This window comes from Pseudomonadales bacterium, from assembly GCA_041395665.1.
Taxonomy (GTDB): Bacteria; Pseudomonadota; Gammaproteobacteria; order Pseudomonadales; family UBA7239; genus UBA7239.
In genome coordinates this window covers 79565-103721 of the sequence record JAWLAB010000002.1, presented here as the reverse complement: position 1 = coordinate 103721, position 24157 = coordinate 79565, and the positions used below count along the sequence as shown (strand labels likewise).

At 49.9% G+C, this 24157-nt stretch carries 25 protein-coding genes; 13 read left to right on the top strand and 12 right to left on the bottom strand.

From position 1 onward, the window contains the following. Window positions 1-11: 11 nt before the first annotated feature. The gene (locus R3E63_02935) at window positions 12-1274 is read right to left on the bottom strand and encodes a type II secretion system F family protein (protein MEZ5538917.1); all 1263 of its coding nucleotides are present in this window, start codon (window positions 1272-1274) and stop codon (window positions 12-14) included. 3 nt (window positions 1275-1277) lie between these two features. Then, entirely contained in the window at window positions 1278-2996 is a 1719-nt protein-coding gene (pilB, locus tag R3E63_02930; protein MEZ5538916.1) for a type IV-A pilus assembly ATPase PilB, read from the bottom strand. 434 nt (window positions 2997-3430) lie between these two features. Between pilB and R3E63_02925 the strand changes: the two genes are divergently transcribed. The 7 genes from R3E63_02925 to aceF all read left to right on the top strand — a co-directional run bounded on the left by R3E63_02925 (window position 3431) and on the right by aceF (window position 10482). After that, entirely contained in the window at window positions 3431-3943 is a 513-nt protein-coding gene (locus R3E63_02925) for a pilin (GenBank protein MEZ5538915.1), read from the top strand. A gap of 92 nt (window positions 3944-4035) precedes the next feature. Beyond that, window positions 4036-5169 carry a DUF4124 domain-containing protein gene (locus R3E63_02920; protein MEZ5538914.1) on the top strand — a complete coding sequence of 378 codons (1134 nt, stop codon included), beginning with the start codon at window positions 4036-4038 and terminating at the stop codon, window positions 5167-5169. After that, window positions 5150-5683: an NUDIX hydrolase gene (locus R3E63_02915; GenBank protein MEZ5538913.1), complete on the top strand. Its 534-nt coding sequence runs from the start codon at window positions 5150-5152 to the stop codon at window positions 5681-5683. The genes R3E63_02920 and R3E63_02915 overlap by 20 nt, the downstream gene beginning before the upstream one ends. Before the next feature lie 218 nt (window positions 5684-5901). Further along, on the top strand, window positions 5902-6183 hold the full coding sequence (locus R3E63_02910) for a BrnT family toxin (protein MEZ5538912.1): 282 nt from the start codon (window positions 5902-5904) through the stop codon (window positions 6181-6183). Next, window positions 6180-6437, top strand: a complete 258-nt coding sequence (locus tag R3E63_02905; GenBank protein ID MEZ5538911.1) for a BrnA antitoxin family protein — start codon at window positions 6180-6182, stop codon at window positions 6435-6437. The genes R3E63_02910 and R3E63_02905 overlap by 4 nt, the downstream gene beginning before the upstream one ends. Before the next feature lie 79 nt (window positions 6438-6516). Continuing rightward, window positions 6517-9153 carry a pyruvate dehydrogenase (acetyl-transferring), homodimeric type gene (aceE, locus tag R3E63_02900; protein MEZ5538910.1) on the top strand — a complete coding sequence of 879 codons (2637 nt, stop codon included), beginning with the start codon at window positions 6517-6519 and terminating at the stop codon, window positions 9151-9153. A gap of 9 nt (window positions 9154-9162) precedes the next feature. Then, complete coding sequence (gene aceF / locus R3E63_02895) at window positions 9163-10482, top strand: dihydrolipoyllysine-residue acetyltransferase (protein ID MEZ5538909.1); 1320 nt, start codon at window positions 9163-9165, stop codon at window positions 10480-10482. A 26-nt stretch (window positions 10483-10508) separates the two neighbouring features. Here aceF and hemB read toward each other — a convergent pair whose 3' ends face one another. Genes hemB through thiE form a run of 3 tightly spaced genes read right to left on the bottom strand, consistent with a single transcriptional unit; the run spans window position 10509 to window position 13428 of the window. Continuing rightward, entirely contained in the window at window positions 10509-11519 is a 1011-nt protein-coding gene (gene hemB, locus R3E63_02890; GenBank protein ID MEZ5538908.1) for a porphobilinogen synthase, read from the bottom strand. 3 nt (window positions 11520-11522) lie between these two features. After that, on the bottom strand, window positions 11523-12809 hold the full coding sequence (gene hemL, locus R3E63_02885) for a glutamate-1-semialdehyde 2,1-aminomutase (protein ID MEZ5538907.1): 1287 nt from the start codon (window positions 12807-12809) through the stop codon (window positions 11523-11525). Further along, complete coding sequence (gene thiE, locus R3E63_02880) at window positions 12796-13428, bottom strand: thiamine phosphate synthase (protein MEZ5538906.1); 633 nt, start codon at window positions 13426-13428, stop codon at window positions 12796-12798. Before thiE ends, hemL begins: the two co-directional genes overlap by 14 nt. A gap of 58 nt (window positions 13429-13486) precedes the next feature. Here thiE and msbA point away from each other — a divergent pair, with 58 nt between their 5' ends. Beyond that, on the top strand, window positions 13487-15247 hold the full coding sequence (msbA, locus tag R3E63_02875; protein ID MEZ5538905.1) for a lipid A export permease/ATP-binding protein MsbA: 1761 nt from the start codon (window positions 13487-13489) through the stop codon (window positions 15245-15247). On the opposite strand, the gene R3E63_02870 is transcribed toward msbA, so the two are convergent. From R3E63_02870 to rpsF, 7 genes are all read right to left on the bottom strand, one after another. Next, window positions 15217-15999: a hypothetical protein gene (locus R3E63_02870; GenBank protein MEZ5538904.1), complete on the bottom strand. Its 783-nt coding sequence runs from the start codon at window positions 15997-15999 to the stop codon at window positions 15217-15219. The genes msbA and R3E63_02870 overlap by 31 nt on opposite strands. A 631-nt stretch (window positions 16000-16630) precedes the next feature. Further along, the gene (locus R3E63_02865) at window positions 16631-17392 is read right to left on the bottom strand and encodes a glucose 1-dehydrogenase (GenBank protein ID MEZ5538903.1); all 762 of its coding nucleotides are present in this window, start codon (window positions 17390-17392) and stop codon (window positions 16631-16633) included. A gap of 31 nt (window positions 17393-17423) precedes the next feature. Beyond that, window positions 17424-18437 carry an LLM class F420-dependent oxidoreductase gene (locus tag R3E63_02860; GenBank protein ID MEZ5538902.1) on the bottom strand — a complete coding sequence of 338 codons (1014 nt, stop codon included), beginning with the start codon at window positions 18435-18437 and terminating at the stop codon, window positions 17424-17426. 45 nt (window positions 18438-18482) lie between these two features. After that, on the bottom strand, window positions 18483-19886 hold the full coding sequence (gene dnaB, locus R3E63_02855) for a replicative DNA helicase (GenBank protein ID MEZ5538901.1): 1404 nt from the start codon (window positions 19884-19886) through the stop codon (window positions 18483-18485). A gap of 90 nt (window positions 19887-19976) precedes the next feature. Next, window positions 19977-20423, bottom strand: coding sequence for a 50S ribosomal protein L9 (gene rplI, locus R3E63_02850; protein MEZ5538900.1), 447 nt, complete (start codon window positions 20421-20423; stop codon window positions 19977-19979). Between the two features lie 12 nt (window positions 20424-20435). Further along, window positions 20436-20675: a 30S ribosomal protein S18 gene (rpsR, locus tag R3E63_02845; protein MEZ5538899.1), complete on the bottom strand. Its 240-nt coding sequence runs from the start codon at window positions 20673-20675 to the stop codon at window positions 20436-20438. Window positions 20676-20689: 14 nt separating this feature from the next. Beyond that, window positions 20690-21109 carry a 30S ribosomal protein S6 gene (gene rpsF, locus R3E63_02840; protein ID MEZ5538898.1) on the bottom strand — a complete coding sequence of 140 codons (420 nt, stop codon included), beginning with the start codon at window positions 21107-21109 and terminating at the stop codon, window positions 20690-20692. A 199-nt stretch (window positions 21110-21308) separates the two neighbouring features. Between rpsF and tsaD the strand changes: the two genes are divergently transcribed. The 5 genes from tsaD to R3E63_02815 are packed head-to-tail and all read left to right on the top strand — an operon-like array spanning window position 21309 to window position 24136. Beyond that, window positions 21309-22334 carry a tRNA (adenosine(37)-N6)-threonylcarbamoyltransferase complex transferase subunit TsaD gene (gene tsaD, locus R3E63_02835; GenBank protein ID MEZ5538897.1) on the top strand — a complete coding sequence of 342 codons (1026 nt, stop codon included), beginning with the start codon at window positions 21309-21311 and terminating at the stop codon, window positions 22332-22334. A gap of 39 nt (window positions 22335-22373) precedes the next feature. Next, window positions 22374-22733: a dihydroneopterin aldolase gene (gene folB, locus R3E63_02830; GenBank protein ID MEZ5538896.1), complete on the top strand. Its 360-nt coding sequence runs from the start codon at window positions 22374-22376 to the stop codon at window positions 22731-22733. After that, window positions 22730-23248, top strand: coding sequence for a 2-amino-4-hydroxy-6-hydroxymethyldihydropteridine diphosphokinase (gene folK, locus R3E63_02825; protein MEZ5538895.1), 519 nt, complete (start codon window positions 22730-22732; stop codon window positions 23246-23248). The genes folB and folK overlap by 4 nt, the downstream gene beginning before the upstream one ends. Then, the gene (locus R3E63_02820; GenBank protein ID MEZ5538894.1) at window positions 23245-23439 is read left to right on the top strand and encodes a hypothetical protein; all 195 of its coding nucleotides are present in this window, start codon (window positions 23245-23247) and stop codon (window positions 23437-23439) included. Before folK ends, R3E63_02820 begins: the two co-directional genes overlap by 4 nt. Before the next feature lie 13 nt (window positions 23440-23452). After that, the gene (locus R3E63_02815; GenBank protein MEZ5538893.1) at window positions 23453-24136 is read left to right on the top strand and encodes a M15 family metallopeptidase; all 684 of its coding nucleotides are present in this window, start codon (window positions 23453-23455) and stop codon (window positions 24134-24136) included. Window positions 24137-24157: the final 21 nt, after the last annotated feature.

The following is a 24157-nucleotide window of genomic DNA, read 5'->3' as shown; positions in this document are numbered from 1 at the left end:
GTTACCACCACTTAGACGACAGAGCCGAGCTGGAAGATAGGCATGTACATGGCGATCATCAGGCCGCCGACCAGAATACCGAGCACCGACATAATCATCGGCTCCAGCAGGGCTGTCAGGTTATCGACCTTGTTGTCCACTTCGGCCTCGTAGTGTGTCGCCACTTTATCCAACATGGTGTCCAGCGCACCGGATTCTTCACCAATAGAGGTCATCTGTATCAGCAAAGTTGGGAACACACCCGCGCTGCGGAACGCGACATTGATCATGGTGCCGCCGGTTACATCATTGCGCACACGCTTGATGGCATCGCGGTACACGGCATTACCGGCAGCACCAGACACTGAATCCAAAGCATCTACCAAAGGCACACCGGCGGAAAAAGTGGTGGACAGTGTGCGTGAAAGCCTCGCAATAACGGCCTCGTTCACAATGTCGCCGACAACAGGCATTTTGAGGGTGACGCGGTCAACGGCATCCGAGAAGCTTTGGCTAGTTTCCCTTGCTTTGGAAAAAGCGATAAAGCCTACAACCGCTACAGCGAGTATGGGGAACCAATACGCCTGAGCGAGATTGGATAGGTTTAACACAAACAAAGTAAACGCGGGAAGGTTGGCGCCAAAAGAGGAGAAAGTTTGTGCGAATACTGGCACTACTTTGACTAACAAAATACCTGTAACAATGAAAGCAACGCACAATACCGCGATGGGGTAGGTGAGCGCTTTTTTGATTTTCTTTTTCAACGCTTCGGTTTTTTCTTTGTAAGTGGCTACGCGATCGAGCATGGTTTCCAAAGTACCGGATTGCTCGCCGGATTCGACCAAGCTACAAAACAATTCGTCAAAGTGTTTAGGAAATTTTCGCAGCGCACCGCCAAAACTGCCACCACCAGAAACCTCATCGCGGATGCTGAATATCATTTTTTTCATGTTGGGATTTTCCAAACCGTCCCCAACCAGCTCGAAAGATTGTACCAGCGGCACACCGGCTTTCATCATCGTCGCCATTTGGCGCACAAAGACAGCAATGTCAGCTGGTTGAATCGCTTTGCCTGCACCACCAAACAGCGGTTTAGGTTTTTTCTTGATTTTAGGATTGGTGTAGCCCTGTTTGCGCAACTGTGCTTTTGCATCAGTCATTGTTTGCGCTTTGAGCTCGCCTTTAGTGACTACCCCCTTGGGGTTTTTAAATTCCCAGAGGTAAATATCTGGCTCTTTGCCTTTTGGCTTTTTAGGTGCTGTTTTTGTTGCGGGTTTTGTTGTTGTAGTGGCCATGTTTTAATCCTTGGTAACACGGTTAATTTCTTCGAGGCTGGTTAAACCCCATGCGCATTTGCGTAAGCCGGAACGGCGTAAATCAAAAAAGCCTTCTTCTTTGGCAGCTTGGGCAATCTGTAAGGAATTGCCTTCTTCCATAATAATTTGTGAAATTTTTGGCGTGATGCGAACCACTTCGTAAACGCCCACACGGCCTTTATAACCGCCATTGCACAATTCGCAACCCACAGGTTTGAACACGGTGACTTCACTGCGTTCTAAACCGCAGTCAAACAAGCCTTCTTCTTCCAGTACGGATTCAGGAATATCCGTTGCCGGCTGTTTACAAGCGGGGCACAAACGGCGCGCCAAACGCTGCGCGATAATCAAGTTCACGGAAGTGGCCAAGTTAAATGATGGCACACCCATATTGAGCATCCGCGTCAGTGTTTCCGGTGCAGAGTTGGTGTGCAGGGTGGACATGACCATGTGCCCTGTTTGCGCTGCTTTAATCGCGATGTTGGCTGTTTCCAAATCTCGAATCTCACCCACCATGATGATGTCTGGATCCTGCCGTAAGAACGCGCGCAGGGCGGATGAAAAGTCGAGGCCGATCCTTGTGTTGACATTCACTTGGTTGATGCCTTCCAAGTTGATTTCTACAGGGTCTTCAGCGGTGGAGATATTGCGTTCTTCGGTGTTGAGAATATTCAAACCGGTGTACAGAGAAACCGTTTTACCAGAACCGGTAGGTCCTGTTACCAAGATCATGCCTTGAGGCTGCATCAGCGCCTTCATGTACATTTCTTTCTGGTAATCCTCGTAGCCGAGCGCATCGATACCCATTTGCGCGCTCGTAGGATCGAGAATCCGCATAACCACTTTTTCGCCCCACAGTGTGGGCAGCGTGTTCACACGAAAATCGATGGCCTTGGTTTTGGAGAGCTTCATCTTGATCCGGCCGTCTTGCGGCAGCCGGCGCTCAGAAATGTCCATTCTGGACATAACTTTTAAGCGCGATGACAATTTTGGCCCCAGTGACAACGGCGGGCGCGCCACTTCGTGCAGCACGCCGTCGGTGCGGAAGCGGATACGATAGGCTTTTTCATAAGGTTCAAAGTGCAAATCCGACGAACCGCCTTTGATGGCATCCAACAAAATTTTATTCACGAACCGCACAATCGGTGCATCATCCACGCCGGATTCACCGCCGTCACCTTTCGGTTCATCGTCGTCAACGGCTTCAACATCCAGATCGAAATCTTCGTCTAAACCTTTGAAGGCTTCATTGGCATCCTCCTCGGTGTCGTTGAGGAATTTTTCAATGGCTTTTGCCAGTTGGTCTTGCTGCACCAAAACGGCTTCTGAAGTGAGCCCTGTTTGAAAGCGCACTTCTTCCAGTGCGCGTAAATCCGTTGGGTCTGTCATGCCTAAAAATAGGCGGCTGCCGCGCTTGAACAGTGGCAACACTTGGTGTTTGCTAATCAATTCACGCTTCACCACATCCTTCGGTATTTGCGCAAGGTTGTGGCTGCTGATGTCGTATAAAGGCACACCAAATTCATCCATCGCCGCCAAGGCAATGGCTTTTGCGGCGACCACTTTGTTATCAACCAACCACTGCGTCAGCGGTATTTTGGCCTTGCGCGATTCCAGCAGCGCATTTTGTGCCTGCTCCATGCTGATGAGGCCATCATTGACGAGGCGTCGAGGAAGACCACTGACAGAAACTGTATTCATGTGTGTTGTTAAGGGCGCAAGCGAGTGAATAGGGGTTGTTTTGGGTGCAACGCCTTGAGTCTATCGGCAAAGTATTACCGGCGCAATAATTCAGATTTTACAATGTGATAGATGTCGCAGTTGAAGTGAAGTCACGCTAACACTGTAGGAGCGCCGCCTCGGCGCGATGTTTGGTTGCGGCAATAGGTCGCGGCAAGGTGCCGCTCCTACAGGAACAACACCTGAAGCGGCAACAACTGACCATTTTGGTCACAATGCAACGGTGTTCTTGGTGTGTGATACGCGCTATTTTTGCGTAACACATTGAATTTTAATAGGGTTGCCAAAGTTGGCACGGCATTTGTATTCTAATACGCAGAGGCGATGGCTCCCGCTGGGTGGCTAAAGTTTCTGTCCCATCCGGGCAAAAAACTAAACTTTTCGAGGTATACACCATGAAAAAGCAACTACAACAAGGTTTTACTCTGATCGAACTGATGATCGTAGTAGCGATTATCGGTATTTTGGCTGCTATCGCGCTGCCTGCGTACCAAGACTACACCGTGCGCACTAAAGTCACTGAAGGCTTGGTGTTGGCGGGTTCTGCTAAAACCACAGTATCTGAAGCGTATCAGTCCGGTGGTGCTACTGGTTTGCTCGCTGCGGCAACTGCATGGAACGCTGATTTCCTCGCGAATGGCGCAACCAAGTATGTAGCAACTATGACCATTGACGATACTACCGGCGTTATCACCATTGGTTACGATACTGCTGAAATCACGCAATTGGCCGGTGGCAACTTGCTGGTTCTGTCTCCTGGTATTGGTGGTGCGGTTTTGGCTGGCCAGTCTGGCAGTATTGACTGGGCTTGCTCTGGTGCCAGTGGCACAACAGCTGCTGCTCGCAGTCTCTATGATGCAGGTGGCGGCACTTTGGAAGTGCGCTACTCACCTACCGAGTGCAAATAAGGTATAGCTTGCTATAGGTTAGGAAAACCCCGCTTCGGCGGGGTTTTTTTATGGTGGAATAGAATGGATACATCAACAAAGAAAGGAGCTTTATGTATATTGTCTTAGTAGCATTCACAGGCTTACTTACGGCTTTCTGGGGCTGGCACAAAGGCTTGCTGCATTTACTGTTGCGCCTATTGGTATTGTTGTTGGCCTATGGGCTGGCTTGGCAACAAACGCCAGCGTTGGCGGCTTACTTCATAAAAGCCATGGCGCTTTCTGAGGTGGCAGCTTGGCCGGTTGCAGGAGTGTTGTTATTTTTAGGCGGCAGCATAGTCTTTGGCGCAGTAGCGAAAGGTATTTCGTTTTTGCTGGTTGAGCACTGGGAAGTGGGTAAAAAACGCTGGAGTGGCGGTTTGTGTGGCGCGTTCTTGGGGTGCGGCGTGGGTTTGTTGCTGGTGTGGACAGTGGGCACACTGCAAGACAGCCAGCGTTTGCGTCAACACGAGCCAGTTGTGCAAGCGACAGCAGCGCCCAGTTTGGACGATGAAGTTCGGCAGCTGTCGGGCGATATGATGGCTGCGCTTGCCGGTCAAGCCTTGGAGGGCAGTGCGGCTGCTCCGGTCGCGCAAGCGCTGGTGCGCAACCCAGTATCCATCGGCCAAGAATTGCAGTACCTCGCACAAAAACCAGAGTTGCAGCAGCTGTTTCAAGATCCTCACAATTATGCGGTGTTGGTGCGTGGTCCAGCCAGTGCGGTGGCGCAATTACCGGCATTTCGTGCGTTGGTAGCTGATGAGCGCGCCATGCAATTTTTAGCCTTGGTTGGGCTGCAAGGAAAAGACTTGGGTGAACAATCGACAACGCTTGCCAGCACACTGATACGCTATGCAGGCAACTACGAACGCCTGCGCGCGGAACCCCAGTTTCAAGCTCTGATGAATGACGCAGCTTTGCGTGAGCAATGGCAGCAGGGTAATTTGCTGGCGCTACTGACCAACCCCAAGGTACGGCAGATGACGGAGTTGCTATCACGCGATGAGGCGCAATCCAAAGAGTTATCGCCCGTGTTATCGGCAGTAGAAAGCAGCGACACAAAGCCAATGGTGGAGCCGATTTCTGCGGATCAAACAAAAGAACCCGCAAAGCTGCTGTATCGCTGGAAGGATGAGAAGGGGCGATTGCACATCACGGAACAAGCACCGCCAGAAGGAGTGAAAGCGGATGTCATCCAGCCCGAATAAAGAAGCGCCATTTCCGCGCCGCCGAGGTTCTTGGCAACAACTCGACCAGCAAACGGTTTACGACAATCCATGGATTCAGGTTACGCACGAAAATGTGCTCACGCCCGCCGGTACCGCCGGCATCTACGGTGTAGTGCATTTCAAAAGCCGCGCCGTGGGTGTGGTGCCGCTGGATGAGCATGGCAATGTGTGGCTGGTGAAGCAATTTCGCTACACGCTGAATCAATACAGTATTGAGATTCCCGAAGGCGGCTCGCCGCCGTGCGAGGAGATGCTCGCCACCGCGCAGCGCGAACTAAAAGAAGAAACCGGCTTAACAGCAGGTTCTTGGCAGCATTTGTTGGATTTGCATACCTCCAATTCCGTGACCGATGAAAGCGGCGCGATTTTCCTCGCGCACGACTTGGTGCATGGTGAAATGGCGCTGGAAGCCACGGAAGATATCGAGGTGTTGTGCGTGCCGTTGGTGGAAGCCATCGACTGGATTTTACGGGAAAAATCACCGATTCGCTAACGGTGATGGGCTTGTTGGCGGTAGAGCGCCAGTTGCGTATTCAGTAGATTGTTCCGTAGGAGCGGCGCTGCCGCGACAATTCCTAGCAGTGTTTATTCGCGGCAAGGTGCCGCTCCTACGGTGTTTTGTGTGCAGTGCAGTCGCGGCAAGGTGCCGCTCCTACGGTGTTTTGTGTGCATTGACAGAAATCGAGTCATACATACAATGTACATATGATTATGTTTGAGTGGGACTCAGCCAAGGCAGCCTCCAACCGAAAGAAGCATGGCGTTTCTTTTGAAGAGGCGCAGTCGGTCTTCTATGACGAATTTGCCGTCCAATTCTTTGACGGTGAGAGTGCAGAAATGGAAGACCGCTTCCTTATGCTTGGGCTAAGCAGTAACGCTCAATTGTTGATGGTTTGCCATTGCGAGCGACATGAAGGTAATGTCATTCGCATCATTTCTGCTCGCAGAGCCACAAAGAACGAAAGCCAGTTTTACCAAGGTGCCGTGCCATGAAAGCTGAATATGACCTCTCAAAAATGAAGTCCCGCAAGAACCCTTATGCAGCGAAGCTCAAGCAACCTGTCACCATGCGCCTGAGTGGAGATGTCATTGGTTACTTTAAAGAAATGGCAAACGAAGCTGGCGTGCCTTATCAGAGTCTCATCAATCTGTATTTGCGAGATTGCGTTGCACACCACAGAAAAATAGACATTTCATGGCAGGCAGCACCCAAATCGCTTGCTCAAGGCAGTGTGAATGCCTCTTAGCTAGGGTGTTTTGTAAAAAGTTTACCTATACTGCCGCCAGTGTTGGCGGTTTTATTGTTCGTATCGAGAGGTGTAGGTCGTGGACGATATTGATGTGCAAGAAACACAGGAATGGTTGGATGCCATGGAGTCGCTGGTGCGGCACGGCGGTAAAGATCGCGCTGCATTTATTCTCTACACCTTGGCAGCAAAAGCCTACGAGCAGGGCTTAAAACTGCCCTCGGCCATCACCACGCCCTATCGCAACACCATTCATTTTACCGATGAAAAACGCATGCCTGGCGATGTGTTCATCGAACGCCGTATTCGTTCGTTAATTCGCTGGAATGCGATGGCCATGGTGATGCGCGCTAATAAACGCGAAAGCGGTTTGGGTGGCCACATTGCTACTTTTTCTTCAGCAGCAATGCTGTATGACATCGGCTTCAATTATTTTTTTCGCGGCGGTGAAAAAGCCGATTTAATTTATTACCAAGGTCACAGTGCGCCGGGGATTTACGCGCGTTCGTTTTTAGAGCGTCGTTTAACCGAAGAACAGTTGGATAATTTTCGCCGTGAAGTGAATGGCGGCGGGCTGTCTTCTTATCCGCACCCGCATTTAATGCCGGATTACTGGCAGTTTCCTACCGTCTCCATGGGGCTGGGGCCGATTCAGGCGATTTATCAAGCGCATGTGATGAAATACCAACATTTACGCGGCTTGGTGGATCAAGGTGATCGGCGCGTCTGGGCATTTTTAGGTGATGGTGAGTGCGACGAGCCGGAATCTTTAGGTTCGATTTCTTTGGCAGGGCGCGAAAAACTCGACAATTTAATTTTCGTGATCAACTGTAATTTGCAAAGGCTGGATGGCCCTGTACGCGGTAACGGAAAAATTGTACAGGAGTTGGAAGGTGTATTCCGTGGTGCCGGTTGGAATGTTATTAAAGTGTTGTGGGGCAGGCTGTGGGATCCGCTATTAGAAAAAGATAAAACGGGCTTGCTGCAAAAACGCATGGACGAAGTGTGCGATGGCGAATTGCAAAACTATAAAAATATGGGTGGCGCTTACACGCGCGAACATTTTTTTGGCAAATACCCTGAGCTGTTGAAACTGGTTGAAGATTTATCCGATAACGATATTGCTGAACTCAATCGCGGTGGGCATGACCCCTACAAAATGTATGCCGCGTATTGGGAAGCTGTAAACAATAACGGTGGCAAGCCGACGGTGATTCTCGCGCAAACTGTAAAAGGTTATGGCATGGGAACATCGGGTGAAGCGACCAACGATACGCACGCCGTTAAAGAGTTGGACGAAAAAAATCTGCATTTATTTCGTGATCGTTTTGATATTCCTCTTTCAGATGAGGAATTGGAAAACATCCCGTTTTATTTGCCGCCAGAAGATAGCCCGGAAATGGAATACATGCGCGAGCGCAGGCAGGCCTTAGGCGGTAATTTGCCTGCTCGCCGCGCACAAGCAGATGAAGCATTAGTCATTCCACCACTTTCAGATTTTGAACCAATTTTAGCGGGCAGTGGCGGTCGTGCAATTTCTACCACGATGGCTTTTGTGCGTTTGTTATCCATTTTGGTGAAAGATAAAAATATCGGTCAACGCGTGGTGCCTATCGTGCCGGATGAAGCGCGCACTTTTGGTATGGAAGGGATGTTTCGCCAACTCGGTATTTATTCGCCGATCGGTCAAAAATACACGCCGGTTGATGCCAGCCAAATGCTTTACTACAAAGAATCTAAGCAGGGACAAATTTTAGAAGAAGGCATTAACGAAGCCGGTTCGATGGCAGCGTGGATGGCGTGTGCGACTTCCTACAGTACGCACAATTATCCGTTGGTGCCATTTTTTATTTACTACTCCATGTTTGGTTTTCAACGCTTTGGTGATTTGGCGTGGGCAGCCGGTGATAGCAGTTGTCGCGGCTTTTTAATTGGCGGCACAGCGGGTCGCACCACATTGGCGGGTGAAGGTTTGCAGCACCAAGATGGCCACAGTTTGATGCTGGCAGCCACCATTCCTAACTGCGTGACTTACGATCCGTGTTACGCCTATGAAATGGCAGTGATTATTCATCGCGGTTTGCAAGAGATGATGGTGGAGCAAAAAAATTGCTATTACTACATCACCGCGATGAATGAAAACTACGAGCAACCGGCTATGCCTGCCGGCGTAGAAGAAGGCATTGTGCGTGGTATGTATTGCTTGCATCGCGCTGAAAAATCACAAGTACAGTTATTGGGTTCTGGCACTATTTTGCGTGAAGTTGAAGCGGCTGCTGTTATTTTACTCGAGCAGTTTTCTATTGCGGCCAATGTGTGGAGTGTGACCAGTTTTAATGAATTGTGTCGTGATGGTTTTGAAACGGAGCGCTGGAATCGATTAAATCCAACGGCTACGCCACGCGTTGCTTATGTGGAATCTCAGTTAGCTAATGAGCAGGGGCCTGTGGTTGCTGCGACAGATTATATGAAGTTGTATGCGGGGCAAATTCATGCGTGGGTGCCTCATCGTTATGAAGTATTGGGAACCGACGGTTTTGGACTCAGCGATACACGCGCCAGTTTGCGACAGCATTTTGAAGTGGATCGCTCTTATATCGTGTTGGCAACACTGCACGCTTTGCAAAAAGAAGGCAAAGTCAAAGCGGATGTCGTTGAAAAAGCGCGTGTTCAATTTTCAATTGCGGCAGATAAAAAACCGCCGCTATACAGTTGAGGTGAGATCGTGGCAAAAGAGTCGGTAGCTATTCCAGATCTCGGTAATGCTGATGATGTGGAAGTCATAGAATTAAGCGTAAAAGTGGGTGATACCGTTGCTGTCGATCAATCATTGATTGTATTAGAAAGCGCAAAAGCCACCATGGAAGTGCCGAGTTCTGCAGCAGGAAAAGTGCTGGCACTGACGGTAAAAGTAGGGGACAAAGTCACCAGCGGCACCGTGATTGCTGAAATTGAAACCACGGCGAGTGCCGAGCCTGCACCAACAAGCGCTGCACCTGCACCAGCCGTAGCTGAAGAAAAAGTAGAAAAACGCGTAGAGCCTGTTGTTGCAAAACAGCCTGTTGCAACGCTGCCTACTGCAATGCCTTCTACAGAACAGCCGCAAGCCAATTCAGTAAAAACAACCAAATCAACCACGGAAATTTATGCAGGCCCTGCGGTGCGACAGTTGGCGCGTGAGTTGGGTGTCGAGTTGCACGATGTACAAGCCAGCGGGCCGCGCGGGCGTATGACGCAGGATGATGTGCGTCGTTATGTCAAACATTTGGTAGGAAAAATGGCGACGGTAGGTGCTGCGGTACAAGGCAGCGGCATCCCACCGATTCCCGCTGTCGATTTCAGTAAGTTTGGTGAAATTGAATTGTTGCCGATGACGCGTGTCGACAAAATTACGCGCGACAATATGCATCGCTCGTGGGTTAATTTACCGCATGTCACGCAATGGGATGAAGCGGATGTCACGGATCTCGAAGAGTTTCGTGCGGACATGAAATCCGATATGGAAAAACGAAAAATAAAACTAACGCCGTTGGCTTTCTTGTTGAAAGCGGCATCTAACGCATTGCGCGAATATCCAAAATTTAATCGCTCACTGCATGAAGATGGCGAACACTTTGTGCAGAAAAGTTATGTGCATATCGGCATCGCAGTTGATACGCCCATGGGTTTAATGGTGCCAGTGATTCGTGATGTCGATAAAAAAGGCTTGTGGGATTTGGGCGCAGAAGTTGCGCAGATGTCTGAAAAAGCGCGCAATGGCAAATTAATGCCGGCGGATATGCAAGGTGGCTGCTTCACAATTTCCAGCTTGGGCGCAATGGGCGGTAATGGTTTTACGCCTATCATCAATGCGCCGGAAGTGGCGATACTCGGCGTATCCAAAACACAAATGAAGCCGATGTGGAACGGCAAAGATTTTGCGCCGCGCAAAATGCTGCCATTAACTTTGTCTTACGATCATCGTGTGATTAACGGTGCAGACGCAGGACGCTTCTTCACTTTTCTGGTGGAAGAAATGTCGGATATTCGGCGTTTGGTGTTGTAGTAATTTAGTAGCTATTTATTCAGCAATTATTTGTTTAAGAGCAGCGCAGCTTCTTTCGCAAAATAAGTCAGCACTGCATCAGCACCAGCGCGTTTGAACGCGAGCAGTGATTCCAAAATCACTGCTTCACGCGCCAACCAGCCCTTTTCAAATGCCGCGCAATGCATCGCGTATTCACCGCTCACTTGATAAACAAAAGTCGGCGCTTTCAATTCATCTTTCACGCGGCGCACTACATCCAAATACGGCATCCCCGGCTTCACCATGATGATGTCGGCGCCTTCAGCGAGATCCAACGCACATTCGTGTAGCGCTTCATCGCTGTTGGCGGGATCCATTTGGTAGCTGTATTTATTGCCTTTGCCTAGATTGCCTGCCGAGCCAACCGCATCGCGAAACGGCCCGTAATAACTGGATGCATATTTGGCGGAGTAGGCGAGGATGGCGGTGTTCACAAAACCGTTGCTTTCCAACACGCGACGCACTTCGCCGATACGACCGTCCATCATGTCAGATGGCGCAACCACATCAGCACCAGCAACGGCGTGTGATAGCGCTTGTTTGACCAATGCTTCCACGGTGGCATCGTTCAACACATAACCGTTTTTATCGATCAAGCCGTCTTGACCGTGCGTGGTGAACGGATCGAGCGCCACATCCGTAATCACACCGAGTTCCGGCACCGCATTTTTCAGTGCGATAACGGCGCGTTGTGCGAGACCGTCAGGATTCCACGCTTCGCGTGCGTCGAGTGATTTAGCAGAAGCTGGCGTGACCGGAAATAAAGCAATCGCAGGAATGCCTAATTTATAAAGCTGCTTGGCTTCTTTGACTAACAGGTCAATGGATAAACGCTCAATGCTCGGCATGGAAGCAATCGCTTCGCGCTGATTTTTTCCTTCCAAGACAAACATCGGATAAATCAAATCTTTAACGCTCAATACATTCTCACGCACCAAATCGCGTGCAAACGAATTGGCGCGCAAACGGCGCAAGCGTGTGTGAGGGTATGCCGTGCGCGTTGGTTGGAAAGCCATGATTTACCCCTTCAAGTTGGCGAACACTTTTTCAGCCGCGTGAATGGTTTTTTCAATATCGGCATCGGTGTGTGCGCTGGACATGAATGCTGCTTCGTAACTGGCGGGCGCGAGATAAACGCCTGCTTGCAACATGCCGTGAAAGAAACGGTTAAAGCGTTGTGTGTCGCAAGCCATTACTTGTTGATAATTGCTCACGGTTTTTTCTGTTGTGAAAAATAATCCCCACATACTGCCCACATGATTGCTGGTTAGCGGAATGCCTGTTTTTTCAGCGGCGGTACGCAAGCCGCGTACCAGTGCGTCTGTTTTTGCAAACAGTGGCGCGTAAAAGTTATCTTGCGAAATGATATCGAGTGTCGCCAATCCCGCTGCCATCGCTACCGGATTGCCAGACAGCGTGCCCGCTTGATACACAGGGCCGAGTGGCGCAATTTTTTCCATGATGGCGCGCTTGCCGCCAAAAGCACCGACCGGCATGCCGCCGCCAATCACTTTACCCAAGCAAGTGAGATCCGCTTCGATGCCGTAAAAACCCTGCGCGCCTTGCAAACCTAAACGAAAGCCAGTCATCACTTCGTCGATGATAAAAACGCTGCCGTATTGCGTGCACTGTGCGCGAATTTCTTCCAGAAATCCTGCGACAGGTGGAATGCAATTCATGTTGCCCGCGACGGGTTCCACAATCACACAAGCGATTTGTTCGCCGTATTGTGCAAACGCATCGCGCAGGCCATTGATGTCGTTGTAGGTAAGCGTCAGTGTGTGATCAGCGAGTGCTGCAGGAACGCCGGGGGAGCTGGGTACGCCGAGCGTAAGCGCGCCGCTGCCTGCTTTGACGAGCAGCGAATCGGAGTGGCCGTGATAGCAGCCTTCAAATTTAATAATTTTGTCGCGACCGGTGTAGCCGCGCGCTAAACGAATTGCACTCATGGTGGCTTCGGTGCCGGAGCTCACCATGCGCACCATGTCCATGTTGGGCATGATGGAACAAATTTTTTCCGCGAGTTCAATTTCAATTTCTGTCGGCGCGCCGAAACTTAATCCGTCGCGCATTTTTTTCTCAACCGCCGCTAACACTTGCGGGTGTGCGTGACCGGCAATCATCGGCCCCCAGCTCAACACATAGTCGATGTATTGTTTGCCGTCTGCATCCCACAAATAAGCACCGTTGGCGCGTTTAATGAAAACGGGTGAGCCGCCGACAGCGCGAAAAGCACGCACGGGTGAATTCACGCCGCCAGGAATACTGCGCGCCGCGCGAGAAAATAAATCTTCAGAATGCGTCATAAGTGTGCTCATTAAACAGCGCGGTGTAAGCTCGCGCTTGTGCTGCGATATCGGGTGCGAAAAATAAATCGCCAACAACGGCGAGCATGTCTGCGCCTTCGCGTAAAACCATCGGCGCATTATCCAGCGTAATACCCCCTATCGCCACCACGGGAATACGCAACTGAGTTTTTGCGTCACGCAAAATTGATAAATCGGCTGACGGTGCAGATTGTTTAGTGTTGGAAGGAAAAAATCGTCCGAAGGCGACATAGTTCGCGCCGTCTCGCTCTGCTGCCTGCGCTAGCGCCAAGGAATCGTGGCAGGTGATACCAATGATGGCTTGATCGCCCAACACGCGCCGCGCTTCAGTGAGGGGTAGATCGTCTTGCCCCAGATGCACGCCGTCAGCACCGACGGTTTGTGCCAGCGCAACATCGTCGTTGATGAGCAGACTTGCTTGATAGCGATGACAAAGAACCAATAGCTGCTTGGCATCTTGTTCGCGCTGCTTGGCGTTGCGCTTGCTGCGATATTGCACCCAGCGGCAGCCACCAGAGAGCGCGGCTTCAACAGCAAAAAATAATTGATCGTCCAATGTGTCGTCAGTAATAGCGTAGAGACCGTGATAGCGCAGCATGATGATGTTTTTCCTGTCGGGCTATAATCGCCGTTCGAATCACGAGCCATTATCGCCCATGAAAAAAATTGTTTCAGCCAGCCCAGACAGCGATATGCAGGTCTATTGGCGTTTATTGCGCTACACCAAACCGGTTTTGGGTTTGTTTGCTATCAGCATGGTGGGTTTTGTTGCATTTGGATTGCTGCAGCCGTTGTTGCCGGAATTGTTAAAGCAAATGGTGAAAGCGATTGAAGTGAAAGATGTGTCGCATCGCTGGCAATTGCCACTGATGGCTGTGGGAATTTTTGCCGCACAAGGTGTTGCATCCTTTATTGGTAATTATTTTATGGCACAAGTTGCTGGTGCGATTGTGCGCAATATCCAGATAGAGATTTTTAATAAATTAACCATACTGCCATCAAGTTATTTTGATACCACACCCGCCGGACAAAGTATTGCGCGTATTACTAGCAGTGTAGGTATGGTCACCGGCGCAATCACCAGCGCAATCATTATTGTGATTCGTGAAGGTACAGTAGTGATCGGCATGATTGGTTATATTTTTTATCAAAATTGGATGCTGTCTCTGGCATTCGTGGTTATCGCACCGATCATCGGTTTACTGGTGCGTTATGTGGGAGGTCGTTTCCATAAAATCAGTCACAAAATGCAGGATGTCGCCGGTGATACTTTACAAGTGGCGGGTGAAATGATTCATGGGTATAGAGTCATGCGTAGCTTTGGCGGTGAAACTTATGAAAAAAATCGCTTTGCTGATGCTACGCATCGCAATTTTTTGCTGTATATGAAAATGCAAAAAGTGGCAGCATTAAATACACCCGTGATGCAGCTAATTGTTTCGCTGGCGATTGCAGGAATTCTTTACATGATTCTAAGCCCTGCCATGTTGGAGAAATATAGTACGGCGGATTTGGTGGCCTACCTCACGGCAGTGGCGATGCTGCCAAAACCCATTCGCCAATTGAGTGGCACCAATGGCGCGATTCAAAAAGGTATTGCCGGTGCACAGAAAATTTTTGAAATTTTGGATATGCAGGCAGAGCACGATGAAGGTACTGTTTTATGTTCGCGTGCAAAGGGCGATATCGAGATTCGTGGTTTAAGTTTTTCTTATCAAGGTGCGCAAGATTTGGCGTTGAAAAATATCCAAGTCACTATTCCTGCGGGGAAAACGGCAGCACTGGTAGGTCGTTCCGGTAGCGGCAAATCTACTTTAGCGAGTTTGCTACCGCGCTTTTATGATTACGAACAGGGCGAAATTTTGTTGGACGGTGTGCCGATTAAACAGTACACCTTGGCAAGCTTGCGTCAGCAAATCGCTTCCGTTACGCAGCATGTGGTGTTGTTTAACGATACGGTGGCTAACAATATCGCTTACGGCGATTTGGCGGGTATGCCGCGTGAAAAAATTCTCGCAGCTGCACAAGCGGCGAATGCGATGGAGTTCATCGAGAAATTACCGCACGGCTTGGATACAGAAATTGGTGAAAATGGTTTGCAGTTATCGGGCGGTCAGCGCCAGCGTTTAGCGATTGCGCGTGCATTGTTAAAAGATGCGCCAGTGTTAATTTTGGATGAAGCAACTTCGGCGCTGGATAATGAATCGGAAGCAAAAATTCAGCAGGCGTTAGAACGCGTGATGGAAAATCGAACCACTTTGGTTGTCGCGCATCGTTTATCCACCATTGAAAACGCCGATTTAATTTTGGTCATGGATCATGGCAATATTTTGGAACGCGGCACCCACGCTGAATTGTTGGCACAGGATGGATACTACGCGCGACTTTATCGTTCAGGATTTGATGAGGTAGGTTGAGCTACGCGATATGCTGGTGATGTAATTTCTCTAGCTACAAAAGCCCATAACATGGCAGGAATAACAAATTTAATCTGCTCGAAAAAATAAAGTGCTGCAGTTAGCGGATAGTGCTGCAGAAATATAAGAGAAGCTTTGGTGGTTTTATCTTGTTGTATTGCGGTGAGGATTTTGTTTCCTGTTTCATCAAGTTGATTGATGTCTTTAAACCATGTGGGTGCATATATATGTAGCCAACTTTGGCTTTCTATAAGTATTGCACCTGCACATAAAAGCAGGGCGCTTACACCTAGACTGGTTGGCCGTGCAATAACCCGATAAATGGCAATACAGAAGGCTGGAAAAAGCATGATGAGATAACTTAGCCAGTAGTTTGGAATGCAAATTAGCATCAGCGTTATAAAGAGAGCAAAAAAACTAATATCATGCGAAGCGGAGCGATATTTAATCGTGATCAGCAGGCTGATGCCTAACAGTATGAATCGGTAAAACTGAAATGCAATTTGCGCAAAGTTTAGATTTTGAGTCAGTCTAAATAATTCACTACCAAAACTGAGACTAAATTGAACGGGAGCAACTTTTTCTTGGAAGAGAAGCGTAAAAATATTTTTGGCGTAGAAAATATTTTCATCGATACCGAAGAGTGCTAGGGCTATCAATGAAAATAAAAGGGTCGACAGCAGAAAAGTTGGGATTGTTTTCTTTATTGTAGGTGTTCGCAGCAATAGTGCGGCCATAAAAGCTGGATATATTTTTGTTGCAGCTAAATATCCTATGGTTGTCGCTGATAGCCTTGGGTGCTTTCGTAAAGAAAAAAACTGGTGTTAAGAAAACAAAAATTGGAATTTCGTAGTTGGCATTGAGTATGCAGTCCCAAAAAGCGGGGTTGGATGTGGCTATGACGCTCGACAATGTAAATACTAAAAAAATATTTGTGATGGGCTGCTGGTGCTTGTTCATGGTCAAGCAGATTGAAGTTATTAGTATTAGGCATGCGGCTAAGTAGCTAATAATCATGGAGGTTCTGAGTGGGCGTAGTGTTTCTGGTGTCCAGTGATTTACAAAAGGTAGTATTTGAAGCTGGAAGGCGGGTGGGAATTTGAACACAGGTGCCATTGGGTAATAGGTTGAGGCAAAGGTTTCGCCTTGTGCTGGACGCTTATATAGCTGTTTCGTTTCCTGATATTGTTTTGCCGCATCAACATAAAAATTGAAGTCTGTATAAAACTGTGGCGTTCCAGATGTTTTTTCCATTGCAGCTATGTAAGAAAGCTTGTTTGTGCAGTGAGCAATAGAAAGTAATAAGCTGATAAACGCAAGACAACACAGAATCAGTGTCGATAGTTTTTTTAGTTGCTGCATATCTTAAAAGAGTTATATTTTTTATAGATTGGTATTTTCTGTTCCGCCATCCACTTGCAGATCTTTTCCCGTCACCCAACGGGCAGCGGGTGAGGCGAGATACAGCGCAGCCATGGCGATATCTTGCGGTTTGCCGAGGACTTGCATGGGTGTCAGTTTGCGCATTTTTTCGCGGTTATCGGTATCAATAAACGCTTCCAACGCTTCCGTCATGATGGAGCCGGGGCTGATGACATTGACGCGCACATCAGGTGCTAATTCTGCTGCCATCATTTTGGTTAAATGAATTAAGCCTGCTTTGACTGTGCCGTAGGAAGTAAATAATGGCTGCACTAAACGACCGGCAGCCGAGGCAATGTTGATGATATTGCCGCGACTGGCGCGCAAATGCGGCAGTGCGTATTGCGATAATAAAAATGCGCTGGTGAGATTGAAATCCAAAGCGCGGCGAAAAGATTCTGCGCTGATTTTTCCCATTGGTTTTGGCATTGTGCCGCCGGCATTGTTCACCAAAATATCAATGCGCTTGAAATGCTCTACTGTGGTGATAACCAATTGCTGCAGTTGTGCATCAACCAAAACATCACACTGCACGCCGAGTGCATTGCCACCAAAAGTTTTGGCTTGCGTGACCACTGCATCTAAATCCGCTTGTGTGCGCGCAGCAAAAACCACCGTTGCGCCCGCTTCAGCAAAGGCAAGGCCGATGGCTTTGCCGATGCCTTTGCCGCCACCGGTGACGATGGCGACTTTTCCTTTCAGTGAGAACTGTTCAGCGAGCATGGCGTACTCCTCGTTACAGGATTATTTTGCGTTACAACACCATTTCCGCAAATTGACGAATGCGGCTGACATCGGCATTTGGATCGTCGGTGCGGCTGATCATGATGGTAGTGACTTGTGATTTTTTCCAATCGGTAATGCGTTCTTTGATGCGATCGATGGAGCCCGAGAGAGAAATTTCATCCGCTAATGCATCGGGCACCGCTTCAAACGCGCCCATGTGATCGCCAGCGAGATATTTGTCTTGCACTTCCTGTACATCAAAACCCATGCGTTCCATCAAATTTTTGTGGAAGTTTTCATCTTTCGCGCCCATGCCGCCGACATACAGTGCCAACATCATCTTGGTGGGGAACAGCGCGTCTTTGAGGTTGTCGTTGACATTCACTTGCACCATCGCCGCAATTTCAAAATTGTCGGGTTTGTTTTTCAACGATTCGTCAAAAATGTTCATGCGATACGGCGACACAAAAATAGGAAACCAACCGTCAGCAATTTGTGTGGCGAGCTCAATATTTTTAGGGCCTTCCGCACCCATAAAAACAGGGATATGTGGGCGCAGTGGATGCGTGATGGATTTCAGCGGTTTGCCCAAGCCCAGTGAGTTTGCGCCTTGGAAAGGTAGTTGATATTGGTTGCCTTGAAATTGTAGCGGCTGTTCGCGCTTGATCACTTGGCGAAAAATATTCATCCATTCTTTGGTGCGTTCCAAAGGTTTTTTGAAACCTTGCCCGTACCAACCTTCCACCACTTGTGGGCCGGAAACGCCGATGCCCAATTGAAAGCGGCCGTTGGACAAATGATCCATCGTCAATGCCGTCATCGCAGCGCAAGTGGGCGTGCGTGCAGAAATTTGCATCACCGAAGTGCCGAGTTTGATTTTACTGGTGTGTGAGCCGAGCCAAGCCAGCGGTGAAACGCAATCAGAACCGTAAGCTTCTGCTGTCCAAATGGAATCGTAGCCAAGATTTTCTGCTTCTTTCGCAATTTCAATGCCAGGGTAAGGGTTGCGGTTCCAGTAACCGAGATGTAAACCAAGTTTCATAAAAAATACCTCTAAAGTGAAAATAAAAATTAAAATTTACGGTAATCAGTATTTGTTAGCAGAATCGGATGAGCTGGCTAAGTTATCAAAACGCGTGAAGCGATCTTGAAACGCGAGCTTGAAATCGCCGATGGGGCCATTGCGGTGTTTGCCGATAATGATTTCTGCTGTGCCTTTGTCCGGCGACTCTGGGTTATATTTTTCGTCGCGATAAATAAACATGATGAGATCCGCATCCTGTTCGATGGCGCCGGAATCACGCAAGTCGGCATTGGTGGGTCGTTTGTTGGGGCGGCTTTCTACGGCGCGGTTGAGCTGTGAGAGTGCGATCAACGGGCAATTAAATTCTTTGGCGATTGCTTTCAGTGAGCGCGAAATTTCCGAGACTTCCGCTGTTCTGCCTTCAGAAGCGCTGGGTGCGCGCATCAATTGCAAATAATCCACAACGACCAAGCCAATCTGGCCGTGATCGCGCTCTAGTTTGCGAATTCGTGCGCGCATTTCTGCGGGAGAAATAGCTGGCGTGTCATCAATAAACAATGGGCGATCTTGTATTTTGACCATGGCGGCAGATAGCTTCTCCCACTCGTCTAGTTCTAATTTTCCGTTGAGCATGTGTCCTTGGTTGATGCGCCCGACAGAGGACAACATACGGAAAATGATAGAGCGTGCTGGCATTTCCAAGCTAAAAATCAGCACGGGCTTTTCTTGACGCAACAAAATATTTTCAGCGAGATTTACAGCCAATGCTGTTTTGCCCATTGAGGGGCGCGCAGCAAGAATGATGAGGTCTGCGGGTTGCAGTCCAGCTGTCATTTCGTTCAGTTTGTAAAAGCCTGTATCTAGACCGGTGATCGCGCTGTCAGATTGAGACAACTCACTGATGCGTTGTAGTGCATCTGACAGCAATACATTTGCTGTGGTGAAGCCACCTTCATTGGGGCGTTGCTCAGCAAGGTCTGCGATACTTTTTTCCGCTTCCGCCAAGATGTCGCCGCTGTCGCGACCATCCGGTGTATAGCCGCGATCGGCGATAGTGTGCGCGGTGCGAATGAGTTGGCGCAACACGGAGCGTTCGCGCACGACATTGGCGTAAGTCAGCAGGTTGGCTGTGCCTGGGGTGTGTCGTGCGAGTTCAGCGAGATGCGCAATGCCGCCGACTTTGCTGAGTTCGCCGCTTTGATCTAACAGCTCGGAAACGGTGACGATGTCCAGCGGCTTGCTGTTTTCCGACAGCCGCATCATGGTGGTGAAAATCAGGCGGTTGTCTGGGTTGTAGAAGTCGCGCGCTTGCAGCACTTCTAGCACTTGATCAAAACTTTGGTGATCGATCAGCAGGCCGCCAATCACGGCTTGTTCGGCTTCTAGCGAGTGCGGCGGTGTGCGCAGCAGTGCGCTGTCAGCGGTGCTGTCACTGCCGGTGATGGCTGTGTCGAAACTGGTGGTCATGCGGTGTGGTTTCCCTGAAAAAGCGCAGTCCCAAAAACAAGACAGGCACCCGAGAGTGCCTGTCTTTATACCCTAAATTGCCGTTGCCAATCACTCAGCAATAACAACAACCTTCACGGCTTGCATCACATCGCTGTGCAGTTGGATGTCGATTTCAAACTCACCCACTTCACGCAGAGGACCGTTAGGCATACGCACTTCGTTTTTGCCTGTCGCGTGACCGGCTTTGGTCAACGCTTCCGCAACATCGCGCGTACCGATAGAGCCGAACAGCTTGCCTTCATCACCCGCGTTAGCGGCGATGGTGATGCTCACTGTCGCCAATACTTCAGCGCGTTTTTGTGCTTCAGCGAGTTTGGCAGCGGCAGCAGCTTCCAATTCAGCGCGACGGGTGGCGAAATCAGCGATGTTGCTCGCTGTGGCCGGAATCGCTTTGCCAAACGGGAACAGAAAGTTGCGCGCGAAGCCAGGCTTCACATTGACTTGAGTGCCTACGCCACCGAGGCGACCCACTTTATCCAGCAGAATAACTTGCATGTGTGTGTCTCCTTATCTGAAATGTTGATCGGTGTAAGGCAGCAGAGCCAAGTAGCGTGCGCGCTTGATGGCTGTGGCCAACTGGCGCTGATATTTGGCGCTAGTACCGGTGATGCGGCTAGGAACGATTTTGCCGGTTTCGGTGATGTACGCTTTGAGCACATCGAGATCTTTGTAATCGATCTCTACGGTCTTCTCAGCGGTGAAGCGGCAGAACTTGCGGCGACGAAATTGCTGTTGTTGGCGTGACATAGTCTGTTTCTCCCTTATTCAGCGTCGTCGCTGTCGTCAGCGGCGTCGTCATCTTGTGCTGCTTCAGCGCGTGGAGCGCGGGCAGGCTGTTCAGCCTTGCGGCGGCGATCTTCGTTTTCAGCTTTCATGATCAACGATTCGTCGAGCACAGCTTCGTCACGGCGCATCACCATGTTGCGCAACACAGCATCGTTGTAGCGGAAGTTGGTGGTCAGTTCATCCAGTGCTGCTTGGCCACACTCGATGTTCATCAGGATGTAATGCGCTTTATGAATGTCGTCGATCGGGTAAGCCAGTTGACGGCGACCCCAGTCTTCTAAGCGATGGATTTTGCCGCCGGTGGCTTCGATAGCGCTTTTGTAGCGATCGACCATGCCGGGGACTTGTTCGGATTGATCTGGATGAACCAGAAATACGACTTCGTAATGTCTCATGGATGACTCCTTGTGGATTAAGCCCCCCAGCGAGGCTGGTGGAGCAAGGGAACCGTTGTTGGCAAACAGCGCCTAGCAAACGGGGCGGCAATTCTAGGGGAAGGCATGGCGCATTACAACCGCGCCGATAGACCGCCGCGAGGGCGAAGGACTATCATGCCGCACTAATTTCGAGTGCAGTTTTCGGCGGTGATTTTGCATGCGTGTGCTGGGCATAGAAACTTCTTGTGATGAGACCGGCGTTGCTGTTTACGACAGCGAGCAGGGCTTGCTCGCGGAAGCTCTGCACAGCCAAATCGCCATCCACAATGAATACGGCGGCGTCGTGCCGGAACTCGCCTCGCGTGACCATGTGCGCAAGTTGCAGCCCATGGTGGAAGAAGTGTTGGCGAAGGCAAATTGCACCAAGCAGGATATCCATGGTATTGCCTACACCGCAGGCCCTGGCTTGCTGGGCGCGCTGTTAGTTGGTGCCACTTTTGGGCGCACGCTGGCGTGGGCTTGGGGTGTGCCAGCCGTGGGTGTGCATCACATGGAAGGGCATTTGCTGGCGCCGATGTTGGAAACACCGGCACCGGCTTTTCCTTTTGTCGCGCTGTTGGTTTCTGGTGGTCACACGCAGTTGGTGGCTGTGCGGGGTATCGGCCAGTACCAGTTGTTGGGCGAATCGCTGGATGATGCCGCTGGTGAAGCTTTCGATAAAACCGCCAAATTATTGGATTTGGATTACCCCGGTGGCCCGCAGATCAGCAAGTTGGCGGAACGCGGCCAACCGGATCGTTTTGTATTTCCGCGCCCGATGACCGATCGCCCTGGATTGGATTTCAGTTTCAGCGGCTTAAAAACTTTTGCGCTTACCACCATTCGTCAGCATGCACAGGAAAATGGTTTGCCGGATGCGCAAACCGCTGCTGATATTGCGTGGGCGTTTCAGGAGGCGGTGGTGGATACGCTGGTGATTAAATGTCGCCGCGCCATCGAGCAGACTGGTATGCCGCGTTTAGTGATTGCCGGCGGTGTGAGTGCCAATCGCCGTCTGCGTGAAAAATTGCAGCAGGCCTTGTTGGGCAAAGCTGAAGTGTTTTATCCGCGTCCGGCTTTTTGTACCGATAACGGTGCGATGATTGCGTTCGCCGGTTGTCAGCGTTTGCTGGCAGGGCAATCGGAGCCGTTAACCATCAGTGCATTTCCGCGTTGGTCGCTGGAATCACTCCCCGCTATTTGATCGCGTATTTTAATAACGGTTTTAACAAACGAGAGTGTTATGGATATTGTTTACATTCGTGATCTGCGTATCGAAACCATCATCGGCATTTTTGCGTGGGAGCGCGAAGTGTTACAGGTGGTGAGTTTAGATTTAGAAATGGCGACTGACATTCGCGCCGCTGCCGAAAGCGATGACATCAGCGACGCGCTGGATTACAAAACCATTTCTAAGCGTCTGATTCAGTTTGTCAGCGAAAATCACTACCAATTACTTGAAGCTTTAGCCGAAGCGGTTGCCGATATCGTGCGCACAGAGTTCGGTGTGCAATGGTTGCGTTTGCGTATCAGCAAACCCGGTGCATTGCGCGGCGCGCAAGATGTGGGCTTAGTGATTGAGCGTGGAGAAAAACCAGCGTGAACAGGGTTTATCTCGGCCTAGGCAGCAATATTGAGCGTGAGCAACGCATCACAGCGGCGTTAGATGCACTGCAAAAACAATTCGGCCAGTTGGTAATTTCTTCCGTGTATGAAAGCGAAGCGGTGGGTTTTGCTGGCGATCATTTTCTCAACTTGGTGGTGGGAATTGATACGGTGATGAGCGTGGGTGAGCTCTCTACTTGTTTGCGTCATATCGAACATGAAAATGGTCGCGCGCGCAGTTCAGAACGTTTTGCCGCGCGCACACTGGATATCGACATCCTAACTTACGGCAACACGAGTGGAAAAATGGATGGCATTCAGTTGCCGCGCGATGAAATTTTGAAAAACGCTTTCGTATTGCTGCCCTTGGCGGAAATTGCTGGCGAAGAAATTCATCCCACAGAAAAACAGAGCTATGCCGCCTTGTGGCGCGCTTACAGCAAAGAGCAAAAATTATGGGCGATCGATTTTTCTTGGCGCGATAAAAAAATCAGCAGTGGGAAAGCGCTGTGAGCGAAGTCGTTTCTCTGTCGCAATTTAAGAAAGCGGCGCTGAAGAAAAAAGGCAAGCAATCAACTTTATGCGGCAACGGCTTTCACAGCTGGGAAGTGGTGAAAGACAGTGTGTTTGATGTGAAGCAGGGGAAGCTGGTAACGCAGTATCGCTGCAAGCGCTGTGGCGCGGAAAAGAACGAAGCGAAATAAGTCTGTGCAGGTGATGATGGAAGTAAATTGGGAAGCATGGGTTGGGCAGTCGCGGGATGCTTTGGTGCAGGTTGATGAACAATCTGCATTGCTGCTGCACAACGAAGTGTTGCCGCATTGGCAAGATCTAGTGGTGCGTGCTGCAACAGCAGGCTTTGATTTGCAGATCGCCAGCGCGTGGCGCGGTTTTGATCGTCAGCTAGCGATTTGGAATGGCAAGGCCTCAGGGCAGCGTCCGGTATTGGATGCCCAAAGCCAGCCGCTGGATATTGCCTGTTTGTCAGAGGATGAACTGTTGTTTGCGATGCTGCGCTGGTCCGCTATCCCCGGCTGCTCGCGTCACCATTGGGGCACGGACTTGGATGTGTACGACGCCGCTGCCGTGCCTGCAGACTACCGCGTGCAATTGACGCCGGATGAATGTGTAGGCACAGGGCCTTTTGCGAAATTTCACTGCTGGTTGGACGAGCAGCTACAAGAGCCGAACGCGGTTTTTTATCGCCCGTATCACACAGACTGCGGCGGCATTGCGCCTGAGCGCTGGCATTTATCCTGTAAACCAATTGCTGATCGCTACGAGCATTTATTGGATGAGAAAAAATTATTGGATTGGTTGATGGCGCAAGACATCGTGCTGAAAGAGCGCATTCGCGTACACTGGCGCGAAATTTTTCAACGCTTTGTGCAGATTCCTTGAGAAAGGGCGAGGAGTTTTTTG

What these genes read in the sequence shown, in the direction of transcription:
- R3E63_02865 (MEZ5538903.1), bottom strand. Translation starts at nt 17,392, where the DNA reads ATGCTCGCTGAACAGTTCTCACTGAAAGGAAAAGTCGCCATCGTCACC.
- hemB (MEZ5538908.1), bottom strand. Translation starts at nt 11,519, where the DNA reads ATGGCTTTCCAACCAACGCGCACGGCATACCCTCACACACGCTTGCGC.
- msbA (MEZ5538905.1), top strand. Translation starts at nt 13,487, where the DNA reads ATGAAAAAAATTGTTTCAGCCAGCCCAGACAGCGATATGCAGGTCTAT.
- thiE (MEZ5538906.1), bottom strand. Translation starts at nt 13,428, where the DNA reads ATGCTGCGCTATCACGGTCTCTACGCTATTACTGACGACACATTGGAC.
- R3E63_02815 (MEZ5538893.1), top strand. Translation starts at nt 23,453, where the DNA reads ATGATGGAAGTAAATTGGGAAGCATGGGTTGGGCAGTCGCGGGATGCT.
- R3E63_02925 (MEZ5538915.1), top strand. Translation starts at nt 3,431, where the DNA reads ATGAAAAAGCAACTACAACAAGGTTTTACTCTGATCGAACTGATGATC.
- R3E63_02910 (MEZ5538912.1), top strand. Translation starts at nt 5,902, where the DNA reads ATGTTTGAGTGGGACTCAGCCAAGGCAGCCTCCAACCGAAAGAAGCAT.
- R3E63_02935 (MEZ5538917.1), bottom strand. Translation starts at nt 1,274, where the DNA reads ATGGCCACTACAACAACAAAACCCGCAACAAAAACAGCACCTAAAAAG.
- hemL (MEZ5538907.1), bottom strand. Translation starts at nt 12,809, where the DNA reads ATGACGCATTCTGAAGATTTATTTTCTCGCGCGGCGCGCAGTATTCCT.
- R3E63_02860 (MEZ5538902.1), bottom strand. Translation starts at nt 18,437, where the DNA reads ATGAAACTTGGTTTACATCTCGGTTACTGGAACCGCAACCCTTACCCT.
- tsaD (MEZ5538897.1), top strand. Translation starts at nt 21,309, where the DNA reads ATGCGTGTGCTGGGCATAGAAACTTCTTGTGATGAGACCGGCGTTGCT.
- rpsF (MEZ5538898.1), bottom strand. Translation starts at nt 21,109, where the DNA reads ATGAGACATTACGAAGTCGTATTTCTGGTTCATCCAGATCAATCCGAA.
- R3E63_02905 (MEZ5538911.1), top strand. Translation starts at nt 6,180, where the DNA reads ATGAAAGCTGAATATGACCTCTCAAAAATGAAGTCCCGCAAGAACCCT.
- R3E63_02915 (MEZ5538913.1), top strand. Translation starts at nt 5,150, where the DNA reads ATGTCATCCAGCCCGAATAAAGAAGCGCCATTTCCGCGCCGCCGAGGT.
- pilB (MEZ5538916.1), bottom strand. Translation starts at nt 2,996, where the DNA reads ATGAATACAGTTTCTGTCAGTGGTCTTCCTCGACGCCTCGTCAATGAT.
- folB (MEZ5538896.1), top strand. Translation starts at nt 22,374, where the DNA reads ATGGATATTGTTTACATTCGTGATCTGCGTATCGAAACCATCATCGGC.
- rplI (MEZ5538900.1), bottom strand. Translation starts at nt 20,423, where the DNA reads ATGCAAGTTATTCTGCTGGATAAAGTGGGTCGCCTCGGTGGCGTAGGC.
- R3E63_02920 (MEZ5538914.1), top strand. Translation starts at nt 4,036, where the DNA reads ATGTATATTGTCTTAGTAGCATTCACAGGCTTACTTACGGCTTTCTGG.
- dnaB (MEZ5538901.1), bottom strand. Translation starts at nt 19,886, where the DNA reads ATGACCACCAGTTTCGACACAGCCATCACCGGCAGTGACAGCACCGCT.
- rpsR (MEZ5538899.1), bottom strand. Translation starts at nt 20,675, where the DNA reads ATGTCACGCCAACAACAGCAATTTCGTCGCCGCAAGTTCTGCCGCTTC.